Source organism: Borreliella kurtenbachii, from assembly GCF_030437945.2.
Classification (GTDB): domain Bacteria; phylum Spirochaetota; class Spirochaetia; order Borreliales; family Borreliaceae; genus Borreliella; species Borreliella carolinensis.
In genome coordinates, this window is the sequence record NZ_CP124058.1 from 345,420 (window position 1) to 366,979 (window position 21,560).

Sequence of the window (21,560 nt, forward strand, 5' to 3'; positions counted from 1 at the left end):
TTTACCTCTCTAAATTAGCTTCCAGCTTTATAGGATTTTGAGCTTTAAGAGTATGCTCTGAACCAGGAAAGACTTTTAAATTTCTAAAAAGATCGCGCCCTAAAGGACCTTTTGGCAACATACCCTTAATAGCAATCTCAAGAGGTGCACAAGGCTTTCTATCTGACAATGTTCTAAAAGTATCAGAATAAAGACCTCCCGGATATCTTGAATGCCTATAATAAAGTTTTTGTTGATATTTTTTCCCCGTAAGCCTAACCTTAGAAGCATTAATAATAATAACATTGTCACCTAAATCTTGATGAGGAGTATAATAAGCTTTATGTTTCCCTCTTAAAATTTTAACAACATCCACAGCAACTTTACCTAAAATTCTATCTGCTGCATCAATTAAATACCATTTTTTCTCAATAGTCTTTGGCTTGATCCAAATCGTAACATTATTGGTTATTTTATTCATAATAGCGCATTACCCTTACTATAATTTTATGCATAAATCTCATTCATTGTATTATTTGTAAGGATCACTGTCAAGTCCATCAATAAACTTATTTTTAAGAGCAAAACAAATTTTTTTAAAATTATCCAGATCTCCTTTAGAAAATTTCAAAGGAATAATAGATGGAATACTAAAATTGGGACTAATTAAATATCCAAATTTGAGAAATTCATTAAAAATTTCAGTATGATAACAAGCATCATAAAGAGGAAACATATATCTATCAGTTACTCTAAACAAAGATGTAGCAAAAGAATTAAAATCAACATCGATATTTTTCCTATAAAATAAAAGCTTGCTTAATGTATGTCTAGCTAAAGATAAAGTCACAGCATCAAAATTATCTTTAAATTCTATTTTTCTAGAAAGGTTATCCACAACAACAATACTAACAGACATAAAATCAGGCAAAGGAATATTGAAAATCATAGGATACTTAATATTCCTAAATCCCACTCTAAACTCATATATTCCTTCTTCTTTTTCCCAAGGCATAAAAAATTTATTTTTACCAGTTAAAGATAATAAAAATTTTTTTGCATCTTTTTCTAGCTTAAAAATATAAACGGATCCAGCCTCTTTAAAAAAGGTAAACACCAAATTGACAAACTGATTTTTAAAAACAGAAGGATAAGGAGATATCAAACCCCTTGAAATAGTTTGTTTAAAAAGTCGATTTAAACCCTGAACTCTATAACCTAAAAAATTCTTCCCACCATTTAAATATAAATCCAAATATCTCTTACCATGAATATCATAAAGATAAAAAAATCTTGCCCTTTTGATCACTGGCAAATTGTCTATTAAAGGCAAATCATACATTTGATAAACTTTCTAAAAGAATTTCATTTGCAAGTATAGGATTAATCTTCCCTGAAGATTTTTTCATTATTTGCCCCATCATAAATTTGATAGCATGATCTTTACCCTTTTTGTAAAGTTCAATTGATTTAGGATTTTCATCTAAAACTTCAAGCACAATCTGTTTAATAACAAACTTATCACTTACTTGCTCTAATTGATTTTCACTTATAACAACAGAAGCAGAAACTCCCCTGGTCATCATCTCTGAAAACACCCTTTTTGCCATTTTGCCACTTATTTTGCCAGCAATAATAAATTCAACAAGCTCTGTAATATAGCTTGGAAGTAAATTAAATTCAAGAACACTAATTCCTTTGTCATTAAGAACGCTTAAAACTTCAGACAATATCCAATTGGCTACTTTTTTAGGATCACTTGCATTAACAGCAGCCTCTTCAAAATATTTAAGCAGGTGCTTATCTGCTGTTAAAGTAATAACATCAAAATCACTTAGCCCATATTGGTCTTTAAGCCTAACTCTTGCATCAAATGGAAGTTCAATTAACTTCAAATTTTTAATATTATCAATATAAGTATCATCAATCTCTATTAAAGGTAGATCGGGTTCTTGGAAATAGCGATAATCAGATACTGTCTCTTTATTTCTTTGAATAACTGTTGCCCCACTCTTATCATCAAATCCTCTAGTGTGCTTACCACAACTATCAAGGGTTTTCCTAAATTGAACCCACTCCTGTTGCTGCCTTAATTCTTCATATTCAATGGCAGCTTTAATAGACTTAAAAGAATTTAAATTCTTTATTTCAGCTATAGGAGTTTTATATTCAAAATCATCCTCTTTAACGATTAAATTAACATTTACATCACATCTAAAAGATCCATTCTCCATATTACATTCAGACAAATCAAGATATCTAAAAATTTCTCTTAAAGAACTTAGAAAAGCAACTGCCTCGTCCCCACTGCTAATATCTGGAGCAGAAACAATCTCAAGCAAAGGAGCACCCGAACGATTAAAATCAACATAACTTTGATTTTCACTATCCAACAAATGCAGACTCTTACCAGAATCTTCTTCCATATGAATCCTAATAATGTTAATCTTTTTAGGACCATAAGGGGCTTCAATTAATAAGCTTCCCCCCTCACAAATTGGCTTATCATTTTGCGAGATTTGATATCCTTTTGGCAAATCTGGATAATAATAATGCTTTCTATCAAATTTAACAATATTTCTAATCTTTGAATTTGTGGCATGCCCTGCTAAAATTGCACTATTAATAAGCTCTACATTCACACTTGGCAATGAGCCAGGAAGCCCAAGGCAAATTGGACAAACACGAGAATTGGGAACTCCTCCAAACTCATTCTTACATCCACAAAAAGCCTTTGTTTTTAAACCTAACTGAATATGAATTTCTAATCCAATAACTAATTTATATTCCATTCAATCCTAATTCCCTAATCACATTTTTTGAAAAACTTAAAAGTTCAAAATCCTTCTTGCTGCGCCCAATAATTTGCATTCCGATCGACAATCCTTCCTCATCCTTAGAATACGGAAGCGAAATAGCCGGAGCTCCAATAAGATTTGCAATCACAGTACAAATATCTGAATAATACATTTTAACAGGATCATCAAAATCCAAGCCGACTTTAAAAGGTTTAACAAAGCTTGTTGGAGTAATAATAAAATCACAGCTTTCAAAAAGCTTGTTAAATTTAGGAATAATCAAATTTTGAAGAATTTCACAAGCCTTTGAATAATATTTAACATCATACCCTTCTGACAATAAATAATTTCCAAGAACAATCCGCCTTTTAACTTCTTCTGATAAGAAATTGCTCCTGTGTTTAAAATAAAAATCATTAAGACTCAAGCTTTCAGAGATTCTCTTTCCGTAACAAAGCGCAGTATAACGAGCAAGGTTAGAGGACGCTTCAACAGGAGAAATTGTATAATAAATTGATAAAATAAAATTAATCTCTTCAATTGAAACTTCTTTTATGTTAACACCTTTTGACAAAAGGTCTAATTTAAATTTGGCAAAACTACTTGCAACATTTTTATCCATTAGATCTTCGCCAAGTTCTTTGATTACAACCAAATTTTTACCTTGCAACGACTCAATTTTTAAAGGATAAAAATCATCAAAAATGTCTATGCTAGTAGAATCCATTTTATCAAATCCGCAAGTATGCTTTAAAATCAAAGCAATATCTTCAATAGAATGAGAAAAAAATCCTATTTGGTCAAAAGACGAAGCATAAGATGCAAGCCCATAGCGAGAAAGGCCCCCATAAGAAGGCTTGAAACCTAAAATTCCTGAAAAAGATGCAGGAAGCCTAACAGAACCCCCAGTATCACTACCAAGCGAAAAAGGCGCTTGAAAAGCTGCAACCACAGCTGCAGAACCCCCAGAACTACCACCTATAACATATTCTCTATTTAAAGGATTTAAAGTTGCACCATAACAAGAAAATTCACCGGTAGAGCCCATGGCAAATTCATCCATATTGGTTCTGCCAATTAAAATTGCTCCTTTCTTCTTAAGCCTTTTAATCACAGTCGCATCATAAGGAGAAATATAGCCTTTTAAAATTTCAGAAGCGCAAGTTAAAGATTTATCTTGAATTGAAATATTATCTTTAACTGCAATAAGCATGCCAATTAAAGGCAAATTTTCTAATTCACAATTTTTTAAACAGTCGTCATACTTTTTTGCAATATCTAAAGAATCATCAAAAAATTCAATATATCCATTGATATCTTTATTTAATTCATAATTATTTTTATAAGCAAGCAAAATATCATAAATTTTACATTTTCTAGTTAAAACTAATTCTTGAATTTTGGTTAAAGTTAAATTGCTTAAGTCCAATACCTTATCCTTATTCTAATATTTTAGGAGATGAAAAATATCCATCTAAAAACGAATTACTAAGCTTTTTAATTGATTCAATAGGAAGAGAAAATCTTACTTTATCCTCGCGCAAAGTAGAAATCTTTTTTTTATTTGCATCAAAATTAATTTGAACCTCAAAATTTGAAATTTCATTAACTAATTTAATAACTTTCTCAAATTTTGAAATAAATTTATCTTCACTCTCCCTGCTAAGTGTCACTAAGCTTAATTTTAAACTATTTTCTAAATGTATATCTTTCAAAATAAACCCCTAAACTTTGATAATTTTTTTAACATACTCAGGACTCAAAATAGCTTTCTTACCATTTTCCAAACTAATTTTAACAAACTGCAAGTTGCTTTGGTACCAGCTATCAACAACTATTCCCTTTTCTCCATTATAAATTATATAGTCTCCAATATTAAATCTAATATCCCTTTTGTTATCAATAAAAAAATTATTAAAATTCTCTTTTAAATACTCAGGAATAAAGGTAATGTCATAAGAGTTTTTATCAATATCTTGGAAAAAAACGGAGGGAAAAGTACCTTTATAAGAACCCCTAAAAGCTCGCCTTAAATTTAAGGTAACAATAAGCTCTGACTTAGCTCTTGTGATTGCAACATAAAAAAGCCTTCTTTCCTCTTCAAGTCTATCTTCTGTTAATTCTTCAATTTCAGCAGGCAAAAGACCTTTCTCAAGCCCAGAAATCACAACTCTGTCAAATTCAAGCCCCTTAACACCATGAATTGAAGATAAAAGTATATTGGACTTAAAATCTCCAGAAATCAAAGGAGAAAGTGAAGAATTTTCTAAAAATATAGCAAGACCTTCAAATGTGCCTGAATATTCAATTCCACTATTAATAAGTTCATCAATATTTCTTAATTTTTCGTCCTTATCAAATTTTTTATAATAATCTAAAAGGCCAAGCTTAATTACAACATCCTCAATAAAAGCAGATAAATTAATATAATTATCTTCAAAAAGTTTTTTGCCCAGCTCATCATAAACATTTAAAAACAATAAAAGAGACTCTTTGGCTCTATTTTTAAGCAAACTTAAAGTCTTTTTACTTGCACAAAATAAATTAGAATTAACATCTTCATCGTTTAAAGCACTAATTATTTTGTCTAGAGTGGTTTTTCCAATTCCTCTAGAAGGCTTATTTATCATTCTCAAGAAAGATATTTTATCCCTTTTATTTATAAAAAGCCTAAGCAAACAAATAATATCTTTTATTTCCTCTCTATCATAAAATTTAATTGATCCTAAAACCTTGTATGGGATATTTTTCTTTAAAAAAGATGTTTCAAAATGAAAAGATTGAGAATTAAATCTATAAAGTATTGCTGTCTGAATATCGTTAGGAATAAGCAAATTAGAAAAATATTCAGCTTCATCTGAGGTGCTTTGAAAAACTAAAAATTTCATCCTTTTATAAGAATTATTTTGAGTTGTTATTTCTTTCTCGTACCTATTTTTATTTTTTGAAATAACCTGATTTGCAATGCTCACTATATTTGAATTTGAACGATAATTTTGCACTAAATAAAATTTAATAACATTGCAAAAAGTTTTTTCAAATTCAAGAATATTTTCAATTCTAGCCCCCCTAAAAGAATATATCGACTGATCTTCATCTCCTACCACCATAAAATACATACCATCCAAATAAAGTTCTTTCAAAAATAAAAATTGTGAATAATTTGTATCTTGATATTCATCTACAAAAATAACTTTAAATCTGGATTGGATAGATTCTTTTAGGGATTTAGACTGCCTCAGCATTAAAATAGGCTTAATAATAAGGTCTGCGAAATCAAAAGCATTATTTTTGGCTTTCTCTTCCTCATAAATTTTAATATACTCATGTTCCTTCTTTGTAAATTCAGTAAATTTTTCTAAGAAAAAATTTTCTTTGTCTTTTAAAATCAAAGCTGCAATATGTTTTGCCATTTCAAGATTTGGAGCAAGATCAATTTGTTTAACAAATTTAACAACATCATTGGTATCCCAAATTGTAAAATTTGAATCGTAATTTTTGTCAAAATCCTTATAGTAAGCTCTCAAAAGCCAAGACCCAAAAGAATGAAAAGTTTGAATATGAAGTTTTTTGTCAAATCTTAAAAGATCATTTATCCTATCATTCATTTCATTTGCAGCTTTATTGGTAAAAGTTAAAGCCAAAATTTCATTAGGATCTATATTCATATGTTTGATTAAATACACAATTTTTGCGATTATAACTCTTGTTTTACCACTTCCAGGCCCCGCTAAAACAAGCATTGGATTTTTACTTTTACTAAAAACAATTTTTTCCTGAAAGGTATTTAAGCTAGAAAAAAAATTTTTTATTTTATCCATTATTAATAAACTTCAGAAACCTTAAGATCAAACCCTGAGGGCGTCTTTACCCAAAAAAATTGAACAGCAAAAATTTCTTTTCCCTGCTCTTTTAAAAAAGAAGTAATATCTCTGTCATTAAGAATAATATTAACATCAGAAAGTCTTGAAAAAAATAGTATCAAAGATTTCTCAAAAGCTAAATTAATAGGAATGCCTTTGGATGCAAAAAGAGACTTACCATAAAGATTGTTTTCATCGGCATATCTAAAAAACGTATCATTTAAAAAATCGATTTTTAAATCAACATTTGAAAGTTTTTGAGAAGAATATAGGGTAAGATAATCGCTACTTGGTAGTTTTTCAGTTCCCCTAACATCAAACTGCCAATTTAAAATATCAAACCTACTGTCAATATTAGTTTCAGAAACATATTTAATATTTAAAGCAAAAGACTCTAAACTTATATGAGCTATTTTCAGTTTATCATAATAATAATTCTCATAAATAATTTTGACTCTAATATTATCATCAAGATTTATCTCTTTAAATTCTCCTAAATTTAAAATATTTTTACTTTTTTTAGACTCATCAACAATAACTAAATCATCGCTAATAAACGTTGCTCTATATTTCACAATATCATCACCATATGTTAAAGATAAAAAATCACCCTCTTTAAGAGAAACATTCCAAAAATTCTTTTTATCAAAAGACACTTCATGAATATTTGAAATTATCTTTTCATCCTGACTAAGCTTGAAAAATTTTTTAAAATAAACTTTCACTTCTCTAAAATAAAAAAACACAAACAACAATAAAAGAACACCAACAATGCCTAAAAAGATTTTCAAAATACTTAAAGATTCTAAACTGAAAAAAAACAATTTTTTGTCTGAAACCTTACTATCACCTAAAAATCCTAAATTTGAAACTTTATCTTCAGATCTAATCCCAATATAACTATTATTAAGTCTACTTTTATAATCCTTAAAAAGTGTTGATATCAATCTAGAATCAATATCTAAATATTCGCTATAAGTTCTTAAAAACCCTACGGCCAAAACTTCGTTTGGGAAAATTTCAATATTAGAATCTTCAAGAGCTTTGAGATACTTAACAGAAATTTTAATATCATCGGCTACCATTTCAAGAGTCAAATTTTTACCATTTCTAACTTTTCTCAAATAACTCCCAAATTTAATAAAATCATTTTCTTCCATAGATTTAAACCTTAATTTTTTTTAATATCATATAAAAAATTATCTACCTTATTTGAAGATTTTGGAGGATCATATTTAAATTTGCTATCAAGAATTCCAACATTAAACTTCACAGCAGTTAAATCAATAACTATTTCATGCCCACCACTAGTAGGAAAAGCAGTAATTCTTCTAATTATTCCATCTGGAGCAAAAGCAATAATAAAAGAATTAATAGTAGCAGCCCCCTTGTAAAGCTTTCTAGAGAAGGTTAATTTAATATATTTTCCAGGCTCAGATGAATCAAGATCTTCTAGATTTGGAGAATTGGTATAAGATACGCTATACTCACTATTTAAAACTTTCATAAGACCTCCCCCACTGCTCCCTTTTACTAATTGCTGATTAAAAGAAGTCCCAAGAGATGGAACATAAACTGTCAAAAATTCACCATCGCTTACAAAAACTTGATTATTTGAATCTAAATTAATAATAAACTTGTCTGGAAACTTATAAAGCAAAACACCTGTTTGCTTTAATCCCTTTAAAGTAAAATTAATTGTTGCTTGCATATCCTCTATATTTTGATATTTAGCATAAATTCCTTCAAAATATTGATTTGCAGATATTTGAGCAAACACAGCAACGGGATACAAAACTAATAAAAGCATTGTTTTTATCATTCTATGAACTCTTATTATTAATAAGCTTAAGCTATTAACAAAACTACATTTAAACTATTTATTGCTAATAAACTTTATTTCCATAATACTACATATCATGGAAATAAACTATTATTAATAGTAATAGTTTAATACATAAAATAAAAATTTAAAGCTTGGGTATAAATACCTTGAAAGAATTAGGATTTGATAAAAATGTCTTTAAATTACGCTGAAATAAATACTTTGATTAAAGAAATTCCTTTCACAAACTCTTTAATAACAAAAATAATACAACCAGATTACAAAAGCTTGATTTTAGGGATTTACAATAAGATTGACAATAAAAAATTTAAAATATTAATTTCTTTAAATCCAAACACTACAAGATTCCATATAACAAAAAAAAAATTCAAAAAGAATGCTTTAAAATTAAGATTTTCTGACTTTTTAAAATCAAAAATTCACAATGGAAAAATTATAAAAGCTTTCCAGATGAAAAATGAAAGAATCGTTTCTCTTGAAATTTTAAAAAAGGAAATAATTATATTATTTATCAAATTGTGGCCATCCTCTCCAAATATAATAGCCACAAACTCAAATTTTAAAATATTAGATGCATATTACAGAAGACCAAAAATAAAAGAAACAACGGGTGAAATCTTTTTAAAAGCTAAAGAAATACATGAAAGCAATAAAATGACTGATAAAAAAATCATGGACCTGAAAGAAGAATACAATAATACCAGCTACACATCTTATTCTGAATTTCTTGAAAATTACTACGAATCGCTTAATAATCAAATTAAAAAAACCAATACAAAAGAATTGCTTATTGAAAAATATAAAAAAGAGTTAATTGTTTTAGAAAAAAGAATAGACTCTTTAAAGCAACAAATTAAACTGATTGAAAACATTGAAAACGAAAAAGAAAAAGGCGAGTTGATTTTATTAAATATTAATAAAATACAAAAAGGGATTAAAGAAATAAGCCTCTTAAATTATAAAGAAGAAAAAATAAAAATATCCTTAAACCAATCATTATCACCAAAAGAAAATGCCTTGCAATATTTTAAAGCATATAAAAAAGGCAAAAATTCTTTTAAAACCATACAAAATCAATTAAAAGATAATCTGGATAAATTTAATTTAATTCAATCAAAAATAACAATGTTAAAAGTCGAAAATTTCATTCCAGAAGAAGAATATAATCAAGAAAAAACTGCTATCAAAGAAAAAGAAAAAGCACCAAAAATAGGCTCGCATTTTACCCATTGTGGATTTGAAATTCTTGTTGGAAGAAACGCAAAAGAAAACGATGAACTTTTAAGACATTGTGTTAAAGGAAATGACTATTGGCTTCACACAAGAGATTATCCTGGAGCTTATGTTTTTATTAAAAATCAAAAAAATAAAACTCCTAGCCTTGATATCCTCTTGGCTGCCGGCAATTTATGCGTATTTTACACAAAATTAGCAAAAAAATCGGGAAGGGCAGATCTTTACTACACTCAGGTTAAAAATTTAAGAAGAGTTAAAAGCAAAAAGCTGGGCCTTGTAATTCCAAAGGCAGAAAAAAATTTACATATTAAGCTAGATGAAAATCTAATAAAAAAATTAAAAAATCAAACCTAAACACTACTTATAACAAAGTAAAGTTTTGAATTTTTTGCAAAATATTGTTATTCAAAGACAAAAAGCATAAAATTTATAAAAGTGGAGGAAGAACTTTATGATTTCAAAGTTAACAAAAATTGTAGCAACAATATCTGATCTTAGATGCGATCCAGAACATATAAAAGATTTATACGATGCGGGAGTAAATGTTATAAGACTAAATACTGCTCATCAATCACACGAAGATACAATAAAAGTAATAAATAATGTTAGAAAAATTTCAAATAAAATAGCTCTAATGATTGATACAAAAGGACCAGAAGTTAGAACAGCAAATATTGAAAATCCTATTATTGTAAAAACTGGAGACAAGGTAATCATTTCAACTTCGCCTATTAATGAGCCTAATAACTTTCAAACCAATTATGATGGATTTGTTAAAGAAGTGCCCCAAGGATCTAAGGTGCTAATTGATGATGGTGAGCTTGAAATGACTGTTGTTGGCAAATTGCCTGACCGATTAATTTGTGAAATTAAAAACGACGGCCAAATTAAAAATAAAAAATCAATCAACACTCCCGGAATTTCTCTTAAACTACAATCAGTAACCGAAAAAGACAAAGGATTTATTGAGCTTGCGGCAAAATATAATGTTGATTTTATTGCCCATTCGTTTGTAAGACATTCTAAAGACATTCAAGATGTTCAAGAAATTTTAAATGCTTCTGGAAATCCTGATGTAAAAATTATATCCAAAATCGAAAATCAAGAAGGAATTGACAACATTGAAGAAATTGCAAAAGCTTCTTACGGGATAATGGTTGCAAGAGGAGACATGGGGGTTGAAATTCCTGCAGAAGATGTGCCCATTGCTCAACTTAAAATAACACAAACCTGCATAAAATATGGAATACCTGTAATTACAGCAACTCAAATGCTTCATACAATGATTGAAAATCCAAGACCTACTAGAGCAGAAGTATCTGACATAGCTAACGCTATTTTAAACGGCACAGACGCAATTATGTTGTCCGGAGAAACTGCCTATGGGAAATATCCAATTGAAGCTGTAAAAATGATGACAAGTATTGCTAAAAAAGTTGAAAAACACAGAAAAATGACCCTATATAAGGATGAACTATTTTGCGATAAAAACATCACAAGAAACTATATTATCAAATGTGCAATTGATGCCACAAAACTTATGGATGTAAAAGCAATCATTGTAGATTCTCTAAAGGGCAAAACTGCAAGAATAATGGCGACTTACAGAGCAAGTGCTCCATTATTTATTACAACAAATAGCGAGAGACTGGCAAGAGAATTAGCATTATCTTACGGAGTTTATTCTAATCTTGTAGACAATAATTTTAAAAGAACTACCGAATTTGTAGTAACTTCTCTTAAAATGTTAAAAGAACAAAGTATTGTTAATGATAAAGATACTGTAATAATTATTTCTGGCAATCCAAATAGAAATATTGAAAAAGGAACAGAATTTATGGAAATAAACACAGTAGAAGATGCCATCAAAGGACGAAATATATAAAGCAAGTTAGAAACTCTCTGGTTGAAAATATATTTTATTCAAATAAGACAAACGGCTTATCATTTAAGTTGGAAGAAAAAAAAACTCACAAAGCCATCCTAACAGGTTATGGAAATTATGAGTTTTTTTTAAAAAATGAATGTTTGTTTAAAAAAATAATATCAAATCAAACTAATAATGTATTTATAATCTCTGAATCAAAAAGCAATTCTTTAATTAATATATCCAATCACCATGTATGGAAAATTTTTAATAAAAATATTAAAGTAAACTTAAAGATATTAAAATTATTAAAAAATTTAAATTTTATTAATATAGATGATGAATTAATCGAAAATGACCATAAAATTGAAATTACATTGAATTTTATTAGCAATATAAAGGAAAATATAAAAATAATTCCAATAATTTTTGGAAAAACTTGCAATAAGCACTTACTAAAATTTTGTGAGTTTTTAAAACCTTTTATAAGCAAAGAAGAAAATTCATTTATTTTGCTATCTTGCTTTATTTCAAAATCTACAAATATAAAAAAAGCCTTAAAGCTTGAAGAAAATTTAAAGCGTATACTTCTTGAAGAAGAATTGACTAATCTTAATCTAATACTAGAAAACTATAAATCAAAAAAAATATTTCCAGAAAATATAAATGCAATCATGACTATTTCAAGCCTTTTTAAAACTTTCGAATTTACAGACTCAAAAATAACATTTAACTCACCAGAATACTTGATATCAAGCAGTATTCTAATAAGATAAAATTGTCAAAATTAAAATTTATAAAAAGTTTTCTATTCTTTTGCAGTTTTTCTTTAAAAAAGCATCAAGCCCAATCTTTGAAATACTTCTTAATGCATTAGCAGAAACCTTAATATTAACACTTCTTCCAAGATTTGGAATAAAAAATTTTTTATTTATTAAATTAACCTTAAAGGTTCTTTTGGTTTTTACTCCAATATGTTGTCCAGCTCCACCTTTTTTCTTGGCAAGCCCCTTCCTTGGAACATTGTTTCCAAACATAGTTTTTTTACCCGTTATTTCACACTTCCGAGCCATTTTAGCACTCCTTCAATTTATGATTTTTTCTCCAAATATAAATCCATTAACTTTAAAAATAAAGCTAAACTACCCAAAATATTTTTTATTATACTTCCAAAGTTTAAATTGTTTCCATAGCTTTTAGCAAGATCCATATCAAGCTCTTTCCAATTATAAATCAACTCTCTTTCTAAAGAAACTTTTGAATAATCTGAAAGACAATCTTGCAAACGCTGCTCAATAGAATATATTTTGGAATAATACTCGCTTGATATAACAAAAGCCTTTTTATTAACATCTGCTATTATATTTAGCAATAATTTCTCCGAAGATTTATCCCCCAAAGAAGCTCTATGCAACAATGCATTTATTCTATTGCCATAACCACCATGCTCTCCTAAATTAGAATCAAAATCAATAAGACTTGCATAAATATTAATCAAAGCATGCATGTCATTAGACATCTCTCTTGAAAGCTCTATAAGCTTCCATTGTCCTTTAATAATAAGTAAATTAATAATATCGTTAAGCTCTTTTTTAACAAAATAAATAGTATATGTCTTTAAATAAACTAAAAGTTCACAATAAATATAGCCTGTAGTACTCATAATTTTAGATACAATCTTTTCATTCATTTTTTCAGTATAATTATCCAAATTTAAAAAAGATATTCCTGGGAAAAGTTGTTCGGCTAAAATTTTAGATTTGCTATTTTTTTGCAAAACTTTAACCTTCTCAATTTCATTGGCAACATGCTTAGTAAGATCATTAAAAAACATTCTTGCTATTGGATTAGGTTTTTGCCCAACAGAAATAGGAAAATAATCTGGATCCCCGCTAACATATCTTATTAGATATAAAATTTCTTTACTCTTATTTATATCCAAAATAGAAGAAATGATCTTAATCCAGGCATTCGATTTAATAGGAAAATCTTCTTTGTTTCCATAAATTTCTAAAATAATGTCATAAAGATTTTTCCAAATAGAAATATTCTTAATGCAAGAAATACATTCTAGCAAATCTTTAAGATCATCTATAATAACTCCACAACCTATAGAGCTGAATCTAGGTCTATACACAAAGTCATCTTCTGGAAGCAAGTTGTCAAAATTTTTAAGAACTAAATGATATTGATATAAGACTAAATCAAAAAAATTATTCAAAGCCTCATAAGTTTCATCTATCAACTTAATTTGTTCTTGAGTTATGTTTTTAAATAAATAAGATAAATTATTATGTAAACTTTTAGGAAGATCTGACGTAAAATTTATATTATCGCTTGCAGAAAAAGAATAAATATAATCTAAAGACTTCTTCTGACTTTCATTTAAATATTTTTCAACAACAAAATGAACAATTTTATTAGAATTTTTATATCTTTGTGCAAATGGCCTTAAGGGAGAAAAAATTTTATAAAAGTTATAAAGAAATCTAGAAAATTGAGGTAAAGCCTGAATTTTTGAAGCATTAAAAAAATTACTTACTCTGCTTAAATTAACTTTAACTTCTTTTAACCTTTTTTGTTTTATTTGCTCAGAAGTAAGCTCTTTATTAATACTAAACATAGAAAGTATAAAATCAAATAAACCCAAATTCATCATCCCCCTAAAAACTCTTCAACTGCCTTACTCTATTTTCCAATTAAACATGAAAATTAATATAACTATAAAAATTATACATAATTTATTGTAAAATAAAAGAAAAAATTTGAATAATTTTATGAGAATAAAAAATTTAATACTAATAGCAATTTTATTAATTAGCCCTAGCTGTTCAACAAATAAAAATATAGTTGTACTAACTGACAACAAAACAATACCATTTTATATAAATCAATTTAATATAGAAAATAAACTAAATTTTATAATTAAATTTAGAAATAACATTGATCTGCAAACAATAGAAAAAGAAAATGCACAAATAATTATTTCTAAAAACATTGGTAACACAAACATTGCCAACCATTTTAAATCTATAAAAATCAATTATAACCCAGATTATCCTATCTTAAAACATATTTTCAAGCAATTTGACCAAAAAATTATTCCATTAAGCTTTGACATTCCTATTTTAATCTATAAAAATACACATCAAATTAAAAAATACATAAACACTAAATACTTAAAAGAAGAATACGAAAATTTCATTAAAGACGGAAAATTTTTTATATCTCCTTATGTTTCTGAAAATTTATTTTATGTGATTTCTCAAATAAATAATGTGAGATTTTCTTTTGAAAAGAATAAATTAAATTATAATGAGAATCAAATTTTAAAAATGTTAGAATACTTCTCATCATTTTTAAATACAAAACAAATGGATTTGCAAAAAGATTTCTTTAATAAATACGGCTACCTAAAGCTAAACAAAATATTGCTTAATAAAAAATCCCTTTTAATAGCAGGATTGAGCGATATAGCCTTCTACAATAGTCTAAGCGAACAAGAGAAAGCACAAATAAAATTTTCATATTTAATAAATAATAACAATGAAATTGTTATATCAAGCCCAAATTTTATTGGCATTTTAGAAACATCTATTTTAACTAACAAATTTATAAGCTGGATCTTAGATAAAAAAACACAAATAAACCTAATTGGGCTTAACAATCACTCCCAATCAAATATATGTTTTGGATTTGCCAATGGTTTTACTCCCTACAAAGAGTTAAATTTAAAAATAAAACATTCAATTGATGGAATATCTCCTTTTATTATTGACGAAACTCAAATCAATAGCCATTCTTATATATTAAGCAAAAAAACAATTGGAAAAGAGAACTTACTAATAAATGACTGGTTTTTCTCTAAAATTAATAATATAAAAAAAAATAAAAATTAAATATGTCTTTCCTTGTAATTTACAACAATTATTTTAAAAATAAGAAAAAACAATAGCACAGAAAGAATAGCTAACGATGCGTATACGCTATTAAAAACATATATAAGAAGAGAAATAAAAACAATTAGAAAATAATTTACAAAAAGACAAATAATCCCTGAGAAAATAGCTATCATTAATGAAACTAGAAAAATCATAACCTTGGAATTGAAATTAAATTCTATTTTAGAAAACAAAGAGATAAAAACCGATCCCATTAAAACTAGCAAAATAGGAGAAATCAGCAAAAGCAAACTTAAAGAAAAAATATTAATTAATTTCAAATTTAATATAGCAACCCTATTAAAAGCACTTGACAAATTTTGAATTTTTAAAAAAAATCCTAACTCAGTAAAATTTGAAAATAAAGCCAAATTTTCTACATTTCCATTAATTCTGACAACCTCTAAAACATTTGTATCAAAACTATTAGTAGACACAAGGACTTTGGTAAGAGTAATTTCACTCTGCTCATTGTCTTTATCTAAAACATTTTGATACACAAAATTACCCTTCAAAGTAGCAAATGGAATTTTAATATGCAATATAACATTTCCTGTCTTATTAAATCTAATAAGTTCAAAATTTTTTATTATTTTAGAATGATTATTAAAGGCCACAACTTTTTGCATATAAATATAATCATAAAAACCTCTCTTAGAATCTGGTTGCAATAAAAATACATCGTTTATTCCGTAATATTCAAAATATTTTTCAATCTCATCAAAAAAAAGATATCTTTTCCTAAGCTTTTCAAGAGATTTATTTTTATAATTCAAAATTTCATTATCATTGGGCAATAGCTTATGAAGATTTGAAAATCCATAATAAGCTAATTTAAATTTTTCAGTATTAAGATATAAAAAATTTTTTTGTTTTTCTTCAGAAATCAACTGCATTTTTTCTTTTTCGAAATTCCTGTTTTCATTAATAAACTTTAAAGTCAAATTTAAAAGCGCAACAAAATTATCATCTTTTGTTGCAACATAAGCAATATAAGCAAAGTAATTGGCCGTATAATAATCATTTTGAGAAATAAATTCATTGACAATATTAAAAAAATCTTGCTTTTTAAGGCTTTGCAAAGGATATTGTGAAAAAGTTTTTTTAACCTTTTCTAAATCAACATCATAACTTGGAATTTTACTATATTCAGATTTCACTAAATAATAATTTGTTAAAAGCTCTTCATTATTTACATAAATAATTCGCATTTTATCATATATTCTAATCAAATTTTCAAGATGTTTTCTCTTTTGCTTCATTGAATCTGTCAAATCAGAAGATAAAAAAAATCTATTTGCAGACAAACTTATATCTATATTTTTAATTTTAAGAGATATTTCATTTGCTTCACTTTCAAGAAGATTATATCTGTCGTAACTAAACTTATACTCATTTCTCTGAGCAATTATATGAGGCAAAATTAAATTAAATATAAAAGCAAAAAAGAGCCCTATAATAAAAAATAATATTAAAAATGTAGAAAGCCTAGAAAATAAATATCCATTATACGATTTTAAATAAATCTTTATTTCTTGCTGAGCAAAAAAAGCAAAGTAAATGCAAACAATAAAAATAAAAAATCCATAAAAATACTTATAAAAAAGCAAAATAGAATCAAAAAAAGTTGCTATTAATCTATGCTTTTCTAAAAAATTTTCTCCAAAAAAATATGAATAACTAAAGAGCAACCCCAGGAAAAAACACAGAAAAATAATAAAATTGCTCAAAAATGCATATATTTCTCTTTTCATAAGCCTTAAGAATTAACTACCCTTACATAAATTATTATCTAAATCTTTGCTGATTTTAATATATTCTGAAACAAAGCCAAATAAATAGGTAGAAAAAAAAGTTAAAACACAAAAAACAAAAGGAATAAAATCAGAGATTATGCTCTTTCCTATTATTACATTGTAAATCTTGGGAAACTCAATCGAATAGACATTATAAATTTTTAAAAAAAGTATAATAAAAATGGGATAAAGAAACATTGCAAAACTATTTGAAAAAATAAGATTAAAAACATAGGAAAATGCAAATAACAATAAAGAAATTCCCAATATATTAAAAATTAAATTTAAATAATTGAGTGAGAGTAGAAAATTATTCAAAATTTTTAAATCCCCAAAAAGAAAATCAACAAAATTATTATAAATCTTTTGCTCTAAAAAATTATTCTCAACAAAATTAATCTTACTAGAATCAGAAAGATTTGATTGGTAAGAAAAACCTTTATCTCCTTTATCATTCTCTGAAACAATTAAAACTCCATTAAAACCATAAAATTTAGGCTTATTGCTAGAAAATATTATTTTATCATTTAAAAAATGAACAACCTCATCTTTAAGGATAAAAGTATCATTTCTTTTACTATTAATATAGTAAGAATGAAAACTATGACTAACCAAAAATCCTAAATAAGAAAACAATAAAATAAGAACAAAGATAATAAAATAAAAATAGGAAGTCTCTCTAGATGATTTTAAAACTATCCCATAAAAGGGACAAGATATTCTCATAAAAGTAACAACAAGAGACAAAGGGAAAGAATAAATATAGGCATTGTAATAAAGACTATAGCTAAAAATAGAAAAATTAAAATACAAAAACTTATATTTTAAATAAAATGTACATATAAACATTAAAGAAAAAAGACAAAATATTAAGATAAACCTACAAATTATTAAAAAGACCAATCTTAACGAATCAAACACAGCAAATCCTCCCCCCTCGAAAATTGAAAATTTTTAAGTCTTTTTCTTATCGACCAAAATATTTTTAATCTTCTTCTTAGCCTCTTCAAAGCTAATTTGCAAAGCCAAGCTAATCTCGTGTTCCAATATTAACTCAAAATCATTCAAAATCCTTTTTTCGTAAAAGGGCAGTTCCTTTTGAGTAGATTTTTTATATAAAAATTTATATAACTTTGCTGTATCTAAAATATCGCTTTTTTTATAAAATTCATGACCACCATCTTTTATTTTTTTTGAATCTATCTGACCTTCAAACTTTTTAATAACATCAAAAACTTCTTCTACCTTTTCCCTACTAACCAAAGCCCTAATTCCAAAATCGTCAACTTTAGCAACAGGAACCATAAAAATCATATCATTAAATGGAAAATATATTTCATAGTAGTCAATAATCTCACCATTAAACTCTTTGGTCCTAATATCCTTAATCGTACCTACTCCGTGCATTGGATAAACTACTGATTGATTTAGCAAAAATGCCATACTTACCTCATAAAATATAGATAATTATAATTTAAAAGCTCATAAAAAAACGCTTAAATTGGTTCTGATATTAAATTTATTTTCATAAAATAAATTTTCAAGATATCTATCATTGCAAAAGCTTATTATCACACTAGGAGTAAGTTTATTAATATTTGCAAAAAACATCTCTTTATTTCTCTTTACAGCTTTTAAATCATAATACCCAATAAAACTAATTTCTTTATGAGATTCTTTCAGTCTTAAAAACTTTTTTTTTGAAATCACTTTATCCTTGTCAATAATATAACATGTTTTATGGGCATTTTCTAGTATTTCCATTAAAATGAGAAGAACTGTATTTGAATCATAACAGTCAATATTAACTCTTTTAAAAATCCTACAAAAAAATCTTACAATCTTGGAATTTAAAAAAACAAGAGAAGAATTTTTAATGTGATTTCTAAACTTTTTAAAAATCAAAGCCTTTAGAAAAGCTTTAAACCCAATAAAAATTACTATTGAATGATAAGGGTGCCCCGAAAGGTAGGCAAATCTGCTTATAAGCTTGCTACGACTATCAAAAACATCTATAGGCACACCTAAAAAATAAAATCTGTCTGGTTTTGAATATATGTCTTTTAAATTAGCCATTATAATCCCCTAACAATGCCTTAAAATAAGCAAGTGAATAAACAATAGCCGTATCTGCTCGTAAAATCGGAGTGTTAAACCTTATAAAATTAAAGCCTTTCTCCTTAAAAAAGACAATTTCTGACTCCGAAAAGCATCCTTCAGGACCTATTATAATTCCAATTTTGCCAAAATTGTCAAAACTTTCATTCTTGCTTAAAATCATTCCGCTTGGATGAGCAACATAATATCTAGTAGTGCAAAAAGAATAAGGTAAATGAAAAAAATTATTATAAAAATTAATTTTAGGAACAATTTTATTACCACTTTGCTTTAAGGCCTCATCTATTATTTTTGAAAATCTTAAAATTTTGGCAGATGCATTGCCTATATCTATTTTAGATACAGAACGATCTGCATTAATAATATTAATTTCTGAAACTCCAATCTCAACAACCTGTCTTAACACCAAGTCTATTTTTTTACCCTTTAAACTAGAAATAAAAATAACTATCTCAAAATTATTTTTTTCAATTTTATCTATTTTATTGGTAATAAATTTAATAAAATTACTACCAATCTTTACTATTTCTGAAGCCCTTAATTCCTTATCCCTTAAAAGAATGTTAAGCTTATCGCCCTTTTTAAGTCGTCTTACATTAACAAGATGATGATATATTCTTGCATCTTTAACAATAATAAAATCGCCTGCTAAACAACTCTCATCCAAAACAATTTGCTTCACAATTTAATTACCCAATTTAGACAAATACTCACAAGCTATTTTTAAAGCTTTGTCATAATGTAGATTATAAATTGGCAATTCTTTATTATTGTCTTGATAGTAATTAAAAAACACATACTTGCCTAAAAATTCTTTATCAATTTTATATTTTGGATTTTCTTTGACAAGATTTTCAACAAAAATATCAATCTCTTGCTCTGTAATGGATTTTTTACCCTTCAAAAAGCCTTCTATTAGCTTTTTATCAAAAATTTCTTTATATATTAATGCTTCCTCCTCAGAAAAATCTGGGGATTTTATTTCCAAATCAGGCACAATTCCAACCTTATGAATACTCTTTCCAGATGGAGTATAATACTTTGAGCTTGTTATTTTAAATCCACCAGTATAAAAAGGAACCACATGTTGAATAAGTCCCTTGCCATAAGACTTTTCTCCTATAATATAGGCTCTCTTATTATCTTTTAAGGCTCCTACAAACACCTCTGATGCTGAGGCTGATGATCTGTCTATTAAAGCAACAATTTTTATATCTGCGGGCAAAACTTGTTTTGAACTTGCCTTATAATCAATAGGCTTGCTAGAATTTCTTGATTTTGTGGAAACAATGATTCCTTTAGATAAAATATCATCCGCCATTTTTATAGCTGCCTGGAAATATCCCCCAGTATTAAGCCTTAAATCTAAAATCAAAGATTTAATATTTTTATTCTTAAGATTATCTAAAGCTTTTCTAAAATCTACAGAGGTGTGTGGATTAAAGCTTACTATTCTTATATAACCAATATCTGAATTAATAACATCATACTTGATTGTTTGTATTTCTATCTTTTCTCTTGTAAGTTCAAAATCCAATGTTAAATTTTTTCCCCTAAGAATAGATACTTTCACTTTTGTGCCCTCTTTACCCTTTAAAAGATCAACAACTTTATCTACTTCCATAGAATAAACACTCTTACCATCAACAGCGGTAATACAATCTCCAGATTTAATTCCAGCCTTATAAGCCGGACCCCCTTCAAAAGGTGTAACAATAGAAACGCAAGCGCTGTTAGGATTAAGATTTTTTGCCTCGTCCTTATCTTGAGAATGCATTTTTTTTATTATAGAAATTCCAATACCAACATAATCTCCTACTGTTGTTTTTGAAATTTCTTCTAAATCCTTTTTTGTCAAATATTGAGAATAAGGATCACCTAAGGCTTGAAATATTCCTTTTAAAGCACCTTCAAAAATTACTTCATCGCTTACAGGATCAACATAATTTTCTTTTACAAATTCAAAAGCTTGAATCATCATCTGCTCATAATTTGATCTTGATAACTTATTATTAGACTCATCAAAAGCAAAAATAGATTCAACAATTACTAAAGAGCTTATACCTAAAGTCAATAAAAAATATACACATATTAAAAATTTATTTTTCATTTATTC

The 21,560-nt window shown here is 26.9% G+C and carries 20 protein-coding genes; 4 read left to right on the forward strand and 16 right to left on the reverse strand.

Going from position 1 to position 21,560, the window contains the following annotated elements:
* Window position 1: 1 nt before the first annotated feature.
* The 8 genes from rplM to QIA22_RS02260 are packed head-to-tail and all read right to left on the reverse strand — an operon-like array spanning window position 2 to window position 8,462.
* On the reverse strand, window positions 2-460 hold the full coding sequence (gene rplM / locus QIA22_RS02225) for a 50S ribosomal protein L13 (protein ID WP_301611534.1): 459 nt from the start codon (window positions 458-460) through the stop codon (window positions 2-4).
* 51 nt (window positions 461-511) lie between these two features.
* On the reverse strand, window positions 512-1,321 hold the full coding sequence (locus QIA22_RS02230) for a hypothetical protein (RefSeq protein WP_301611535.1): 810 nt from the start codon (window positions 1,319-1,321) through the stop codon (window positions 512-514).
* Window positions 1,314-2,771 (reverse strand): Asp-tRNA(Asn)/Glu-tRNA(Gln) amidotransferase subunit GatB, encoded by a 1,458-nt coding sequence (gene gatB / locus QIA22_RS02235; protein ID WP_301611536.1) that lies wholly within the window; start codon window positions 2,769-2,771, stop codon window positions 1,314-1,316. Before gatB ends, QIA22_RS02230 begins: the two co-directional genes overlap by 8 nt.
* The gene (gene gatA / locus QIA22_RS02240) at window positions 2,761-4,206 is read right to left on the reverse strand and encodes an Asp-tRNA(Asn)/Glu-tRNA(Gln) amidotransferase subunit GatA (protein ID WP_301611537.1); all 1,446 of its coding nucleotides are present in this window, start codon (window positions 4,204-4,206) and stop codon (window positions 2,761-2,763) included. The genes gatB and gatA overlap by 11 nt, the downstream gene beginning before the upstream one ends.
* 10 nt (window positions 4,207-4,216) lie before the next feature.
* Window positions 4,217-4,492: an Asp-tRNA(Asn)/Glu-tRNA(Gln) amidotransferase subunit GatC gene (gene gatC, locus QIA22_RS02245; protein WP_301611538.1), complete on the reverse strand. Its 276-nt coding sequence runs from the start codon at window positions 4,490-4,492 to the stop codon at window positions 4,217-4,219.
* 9 nt (window positions 4,493-4,501) lie between these two features.
* The gene (locus tag QIA22_RS02250) at window positions 4,502-6,598 is read right to left on the reverse strand and encodes an ATP-dependent helicase (RefSeq protein WP_301611539.1); all 2,097 of its coding nucleotides are present in this window, start codon (window positions 6,596-6,598) and stop codon (window positions 4,502-4,504) included.
* 2 nt (window positions 6,599-6,600) lie between these two features.
* Entirely contained in the window at window positions 6,601-7,800 is a 1,200-nt protein-coding gene (locus tag QIA22_RS02255; RefSeq protein ID WP_301611540.1) for a BB_0345 family helix-turn-helix protein, read from the reverse strand.
* A gap of 11 nt (window positions 7,801-7,811) precedes the next feature.
* Window positions 7,812-8,462: a LolA family protein gene (locus QIA22_RS02260; protein ID WP_301611541.1), complete on the reverse strand. Its 651-nt coding sequence runs from the start codon at window positions 8,460-8,462 to the stop codon at window positions 7,812-7,814.
* Between the two features lie 195 nt (window positions 8,463-8,657).
* Here QIA22_RS02260 and QIA22_RS02265 point away from each other — a divergent pair, with 195 nt between their 5' ends.
* From QIA22_RS02265 to amrB, 3 genes are all read left to right on the forward strand, one after another.
* Window positions 8,658-10,076 (forward strand): NFACT RNA binding domain-containing protein, encoded by a 1,419-nt coding sequence (locus tag QIA22_RS02265; RefSeq protein ID WP_301611542.1) that lies wholly within the window; start codon window positions 8,658-8,660, stop codon window positions 10,074-10,076.
* A gap of 97 nt (window positions 10,077-10,173) precedes the next feature.
* Window positions 10,174-11,607, forward strand: coding sequence for a pyruvate kinase (gene pyk, locus QIA22_RS02270; RefSeq protein WP_301611543.1), 1,434 nt, complete (start codon window positions 10,174-10,176; stop codon window positions 11,605-11,607).
* 17 nt (window positions 11,608-11,624) lie between these two features.
* Complete coding sequence (gene amrB, locus QIA22_RS02275; RefSeq protein ID WP_301612202.1) at window positions 11,625-12,365, forward strand: AmmeMemoRadiSam system protein B; 741 nt, start codon at window positions 11,625-11,627, stop codon at window positions 12,363-12,365.
* A gap of 18 nt (window positions 12,366-12,383) precedes the next feature.
* On the opposite strand, the gene rpmB is transcribed toward amrB, so the two are convergent.
* Window positions 12,384-12,662, reverse strand: a complete 279-nt coding sequence (gene rpmB / locus QIA22_RS02280) for a 50S ribosomal protein L28 (protein ID WP_014023591.1) — start codon at window positions 12,660-12,662, stop codon at window positions 12,384-12,386.
* 17 nt (window positions 12,663-12,679) lie between these two features.
* Window positions 12,680-14,245 carry a hypothetical protein gene (locus QIA22_RS02285; protein ID WP_301611544.1) on the reverse strand — a complete coding sequence of 522 codons (1,566 nt, stop codon included), beginning with the start codon at window positions 14,243-14,245 and terminating at the stop codon, window positions 12,680-12,682.
* A 109-nt stretch (window positions 14,246-14,354) separates the two neighbouring features.
* On the opposite strand from QIA22_RS02285, the gene QIA22_RS02290 reads away from it, so the two are divergent.
* On the forward strand, window positions 14,355-15,488 hold the full coding sequence (locus QIA22_RS02290; RefSeq protein WP_301611545.1) for a hypothetical protein: 1,134 nt from the start codon (window positions 14,355-14,357) through the stop codon (window positions 15,486-15,488).
* On the opposite strand, the gene QIA22_RS02295 is transcribed toward QIA22_RS02290, so the two are convergent.
* The 6 genes from QIA22_RS02295 to QIA22_RS02320 are packed head-to-tail and all read right to left on the reverse strand — an operon-like array spanning window position 15,485 to window position 21,554.
* Window positions 15,485-17,284 carry a hypothetical protein gene (locus QIA22_RS02295; RefSeq protein WP_301611546.1) on the reverse strand — a complete coding sequence of 600 codons (1,800 nt, stop codon included), beginning with the start codon at window positions 17,282-17,284 and terminating at the stop codon, window positions 15,485-15,487. The two genes, QIA22_RS02290 and QIA22_RS02295, sit on opposite strands and share 4 nt — an antisense overlap.
* A 12-nt stretch (window positions 17,285-17,296) precedes the next feature.
* Window positions 17,297-18,247 carry a hypothetical protein gene (locus QIA22_RS02300; protein WP_301611547.1) on the reverse strand — a complete coding sequence of 317 codons (951 nt, stop codon included), beginning with the start codon at window positions 18,245-18,247 and terminating at the stop codon, window positions 17,297-17,299.
* Between the two features lie 33 nt (window positions 18,248-18,280).
* A complete protein-coding gene (locus tag QIA22_RS02305) occupies window positions 18,281-18,769 on the reverse strand; it encodes a CarD family transcriptional regulator (RefSeq protein WP_301611548.1) in 489 nt (162 codons plus the stop codon).
* 39 nt (window positions 18,770-18,808) lie between these two features.
* Window positions 18,809-19,402, reverse strand: a complete 594-nt coding sequence (locus QIA22_RS02310; RefSeq protein WP_301611549.1) for a hypothetical protein — start codon at window positions 19,400-19,402, stop codon at window positions 18,809-18,811.
* On the reverse strand, window positions 19,395-20,126 hold the full coding sequence (locus QIA22_RS02315) for a 16S rRNA (uracil(1498)-N(3))-methyltransferase (RefSeq protein WP_301611550.1): 732 nt from the start codon (window positions 20,124-20,126) through the stop codon (window positions 19,395-19,397). The genes QIA22_RS02310 and QIA22_RS02315 overlap by 8 nt, the downstream gene beginning before the upstream one ends.
* Window positions 20,127-20,129: 3 nt before the next feature.
* Window positions 20,130-21,554 (reverse strand): S41 family peptidase, encoded by a 1,425-nt coding sequence (locus QIA22_RS02320; RefSeq protein ID WP_301611551.1) that lies wholly within the window; start codon window positions 21,552-21,554, stop codon window positions 20,130-20,132.
* Between the last annotated feature and the right edge of the window lie 6 nt (window positions 21,555-21,560).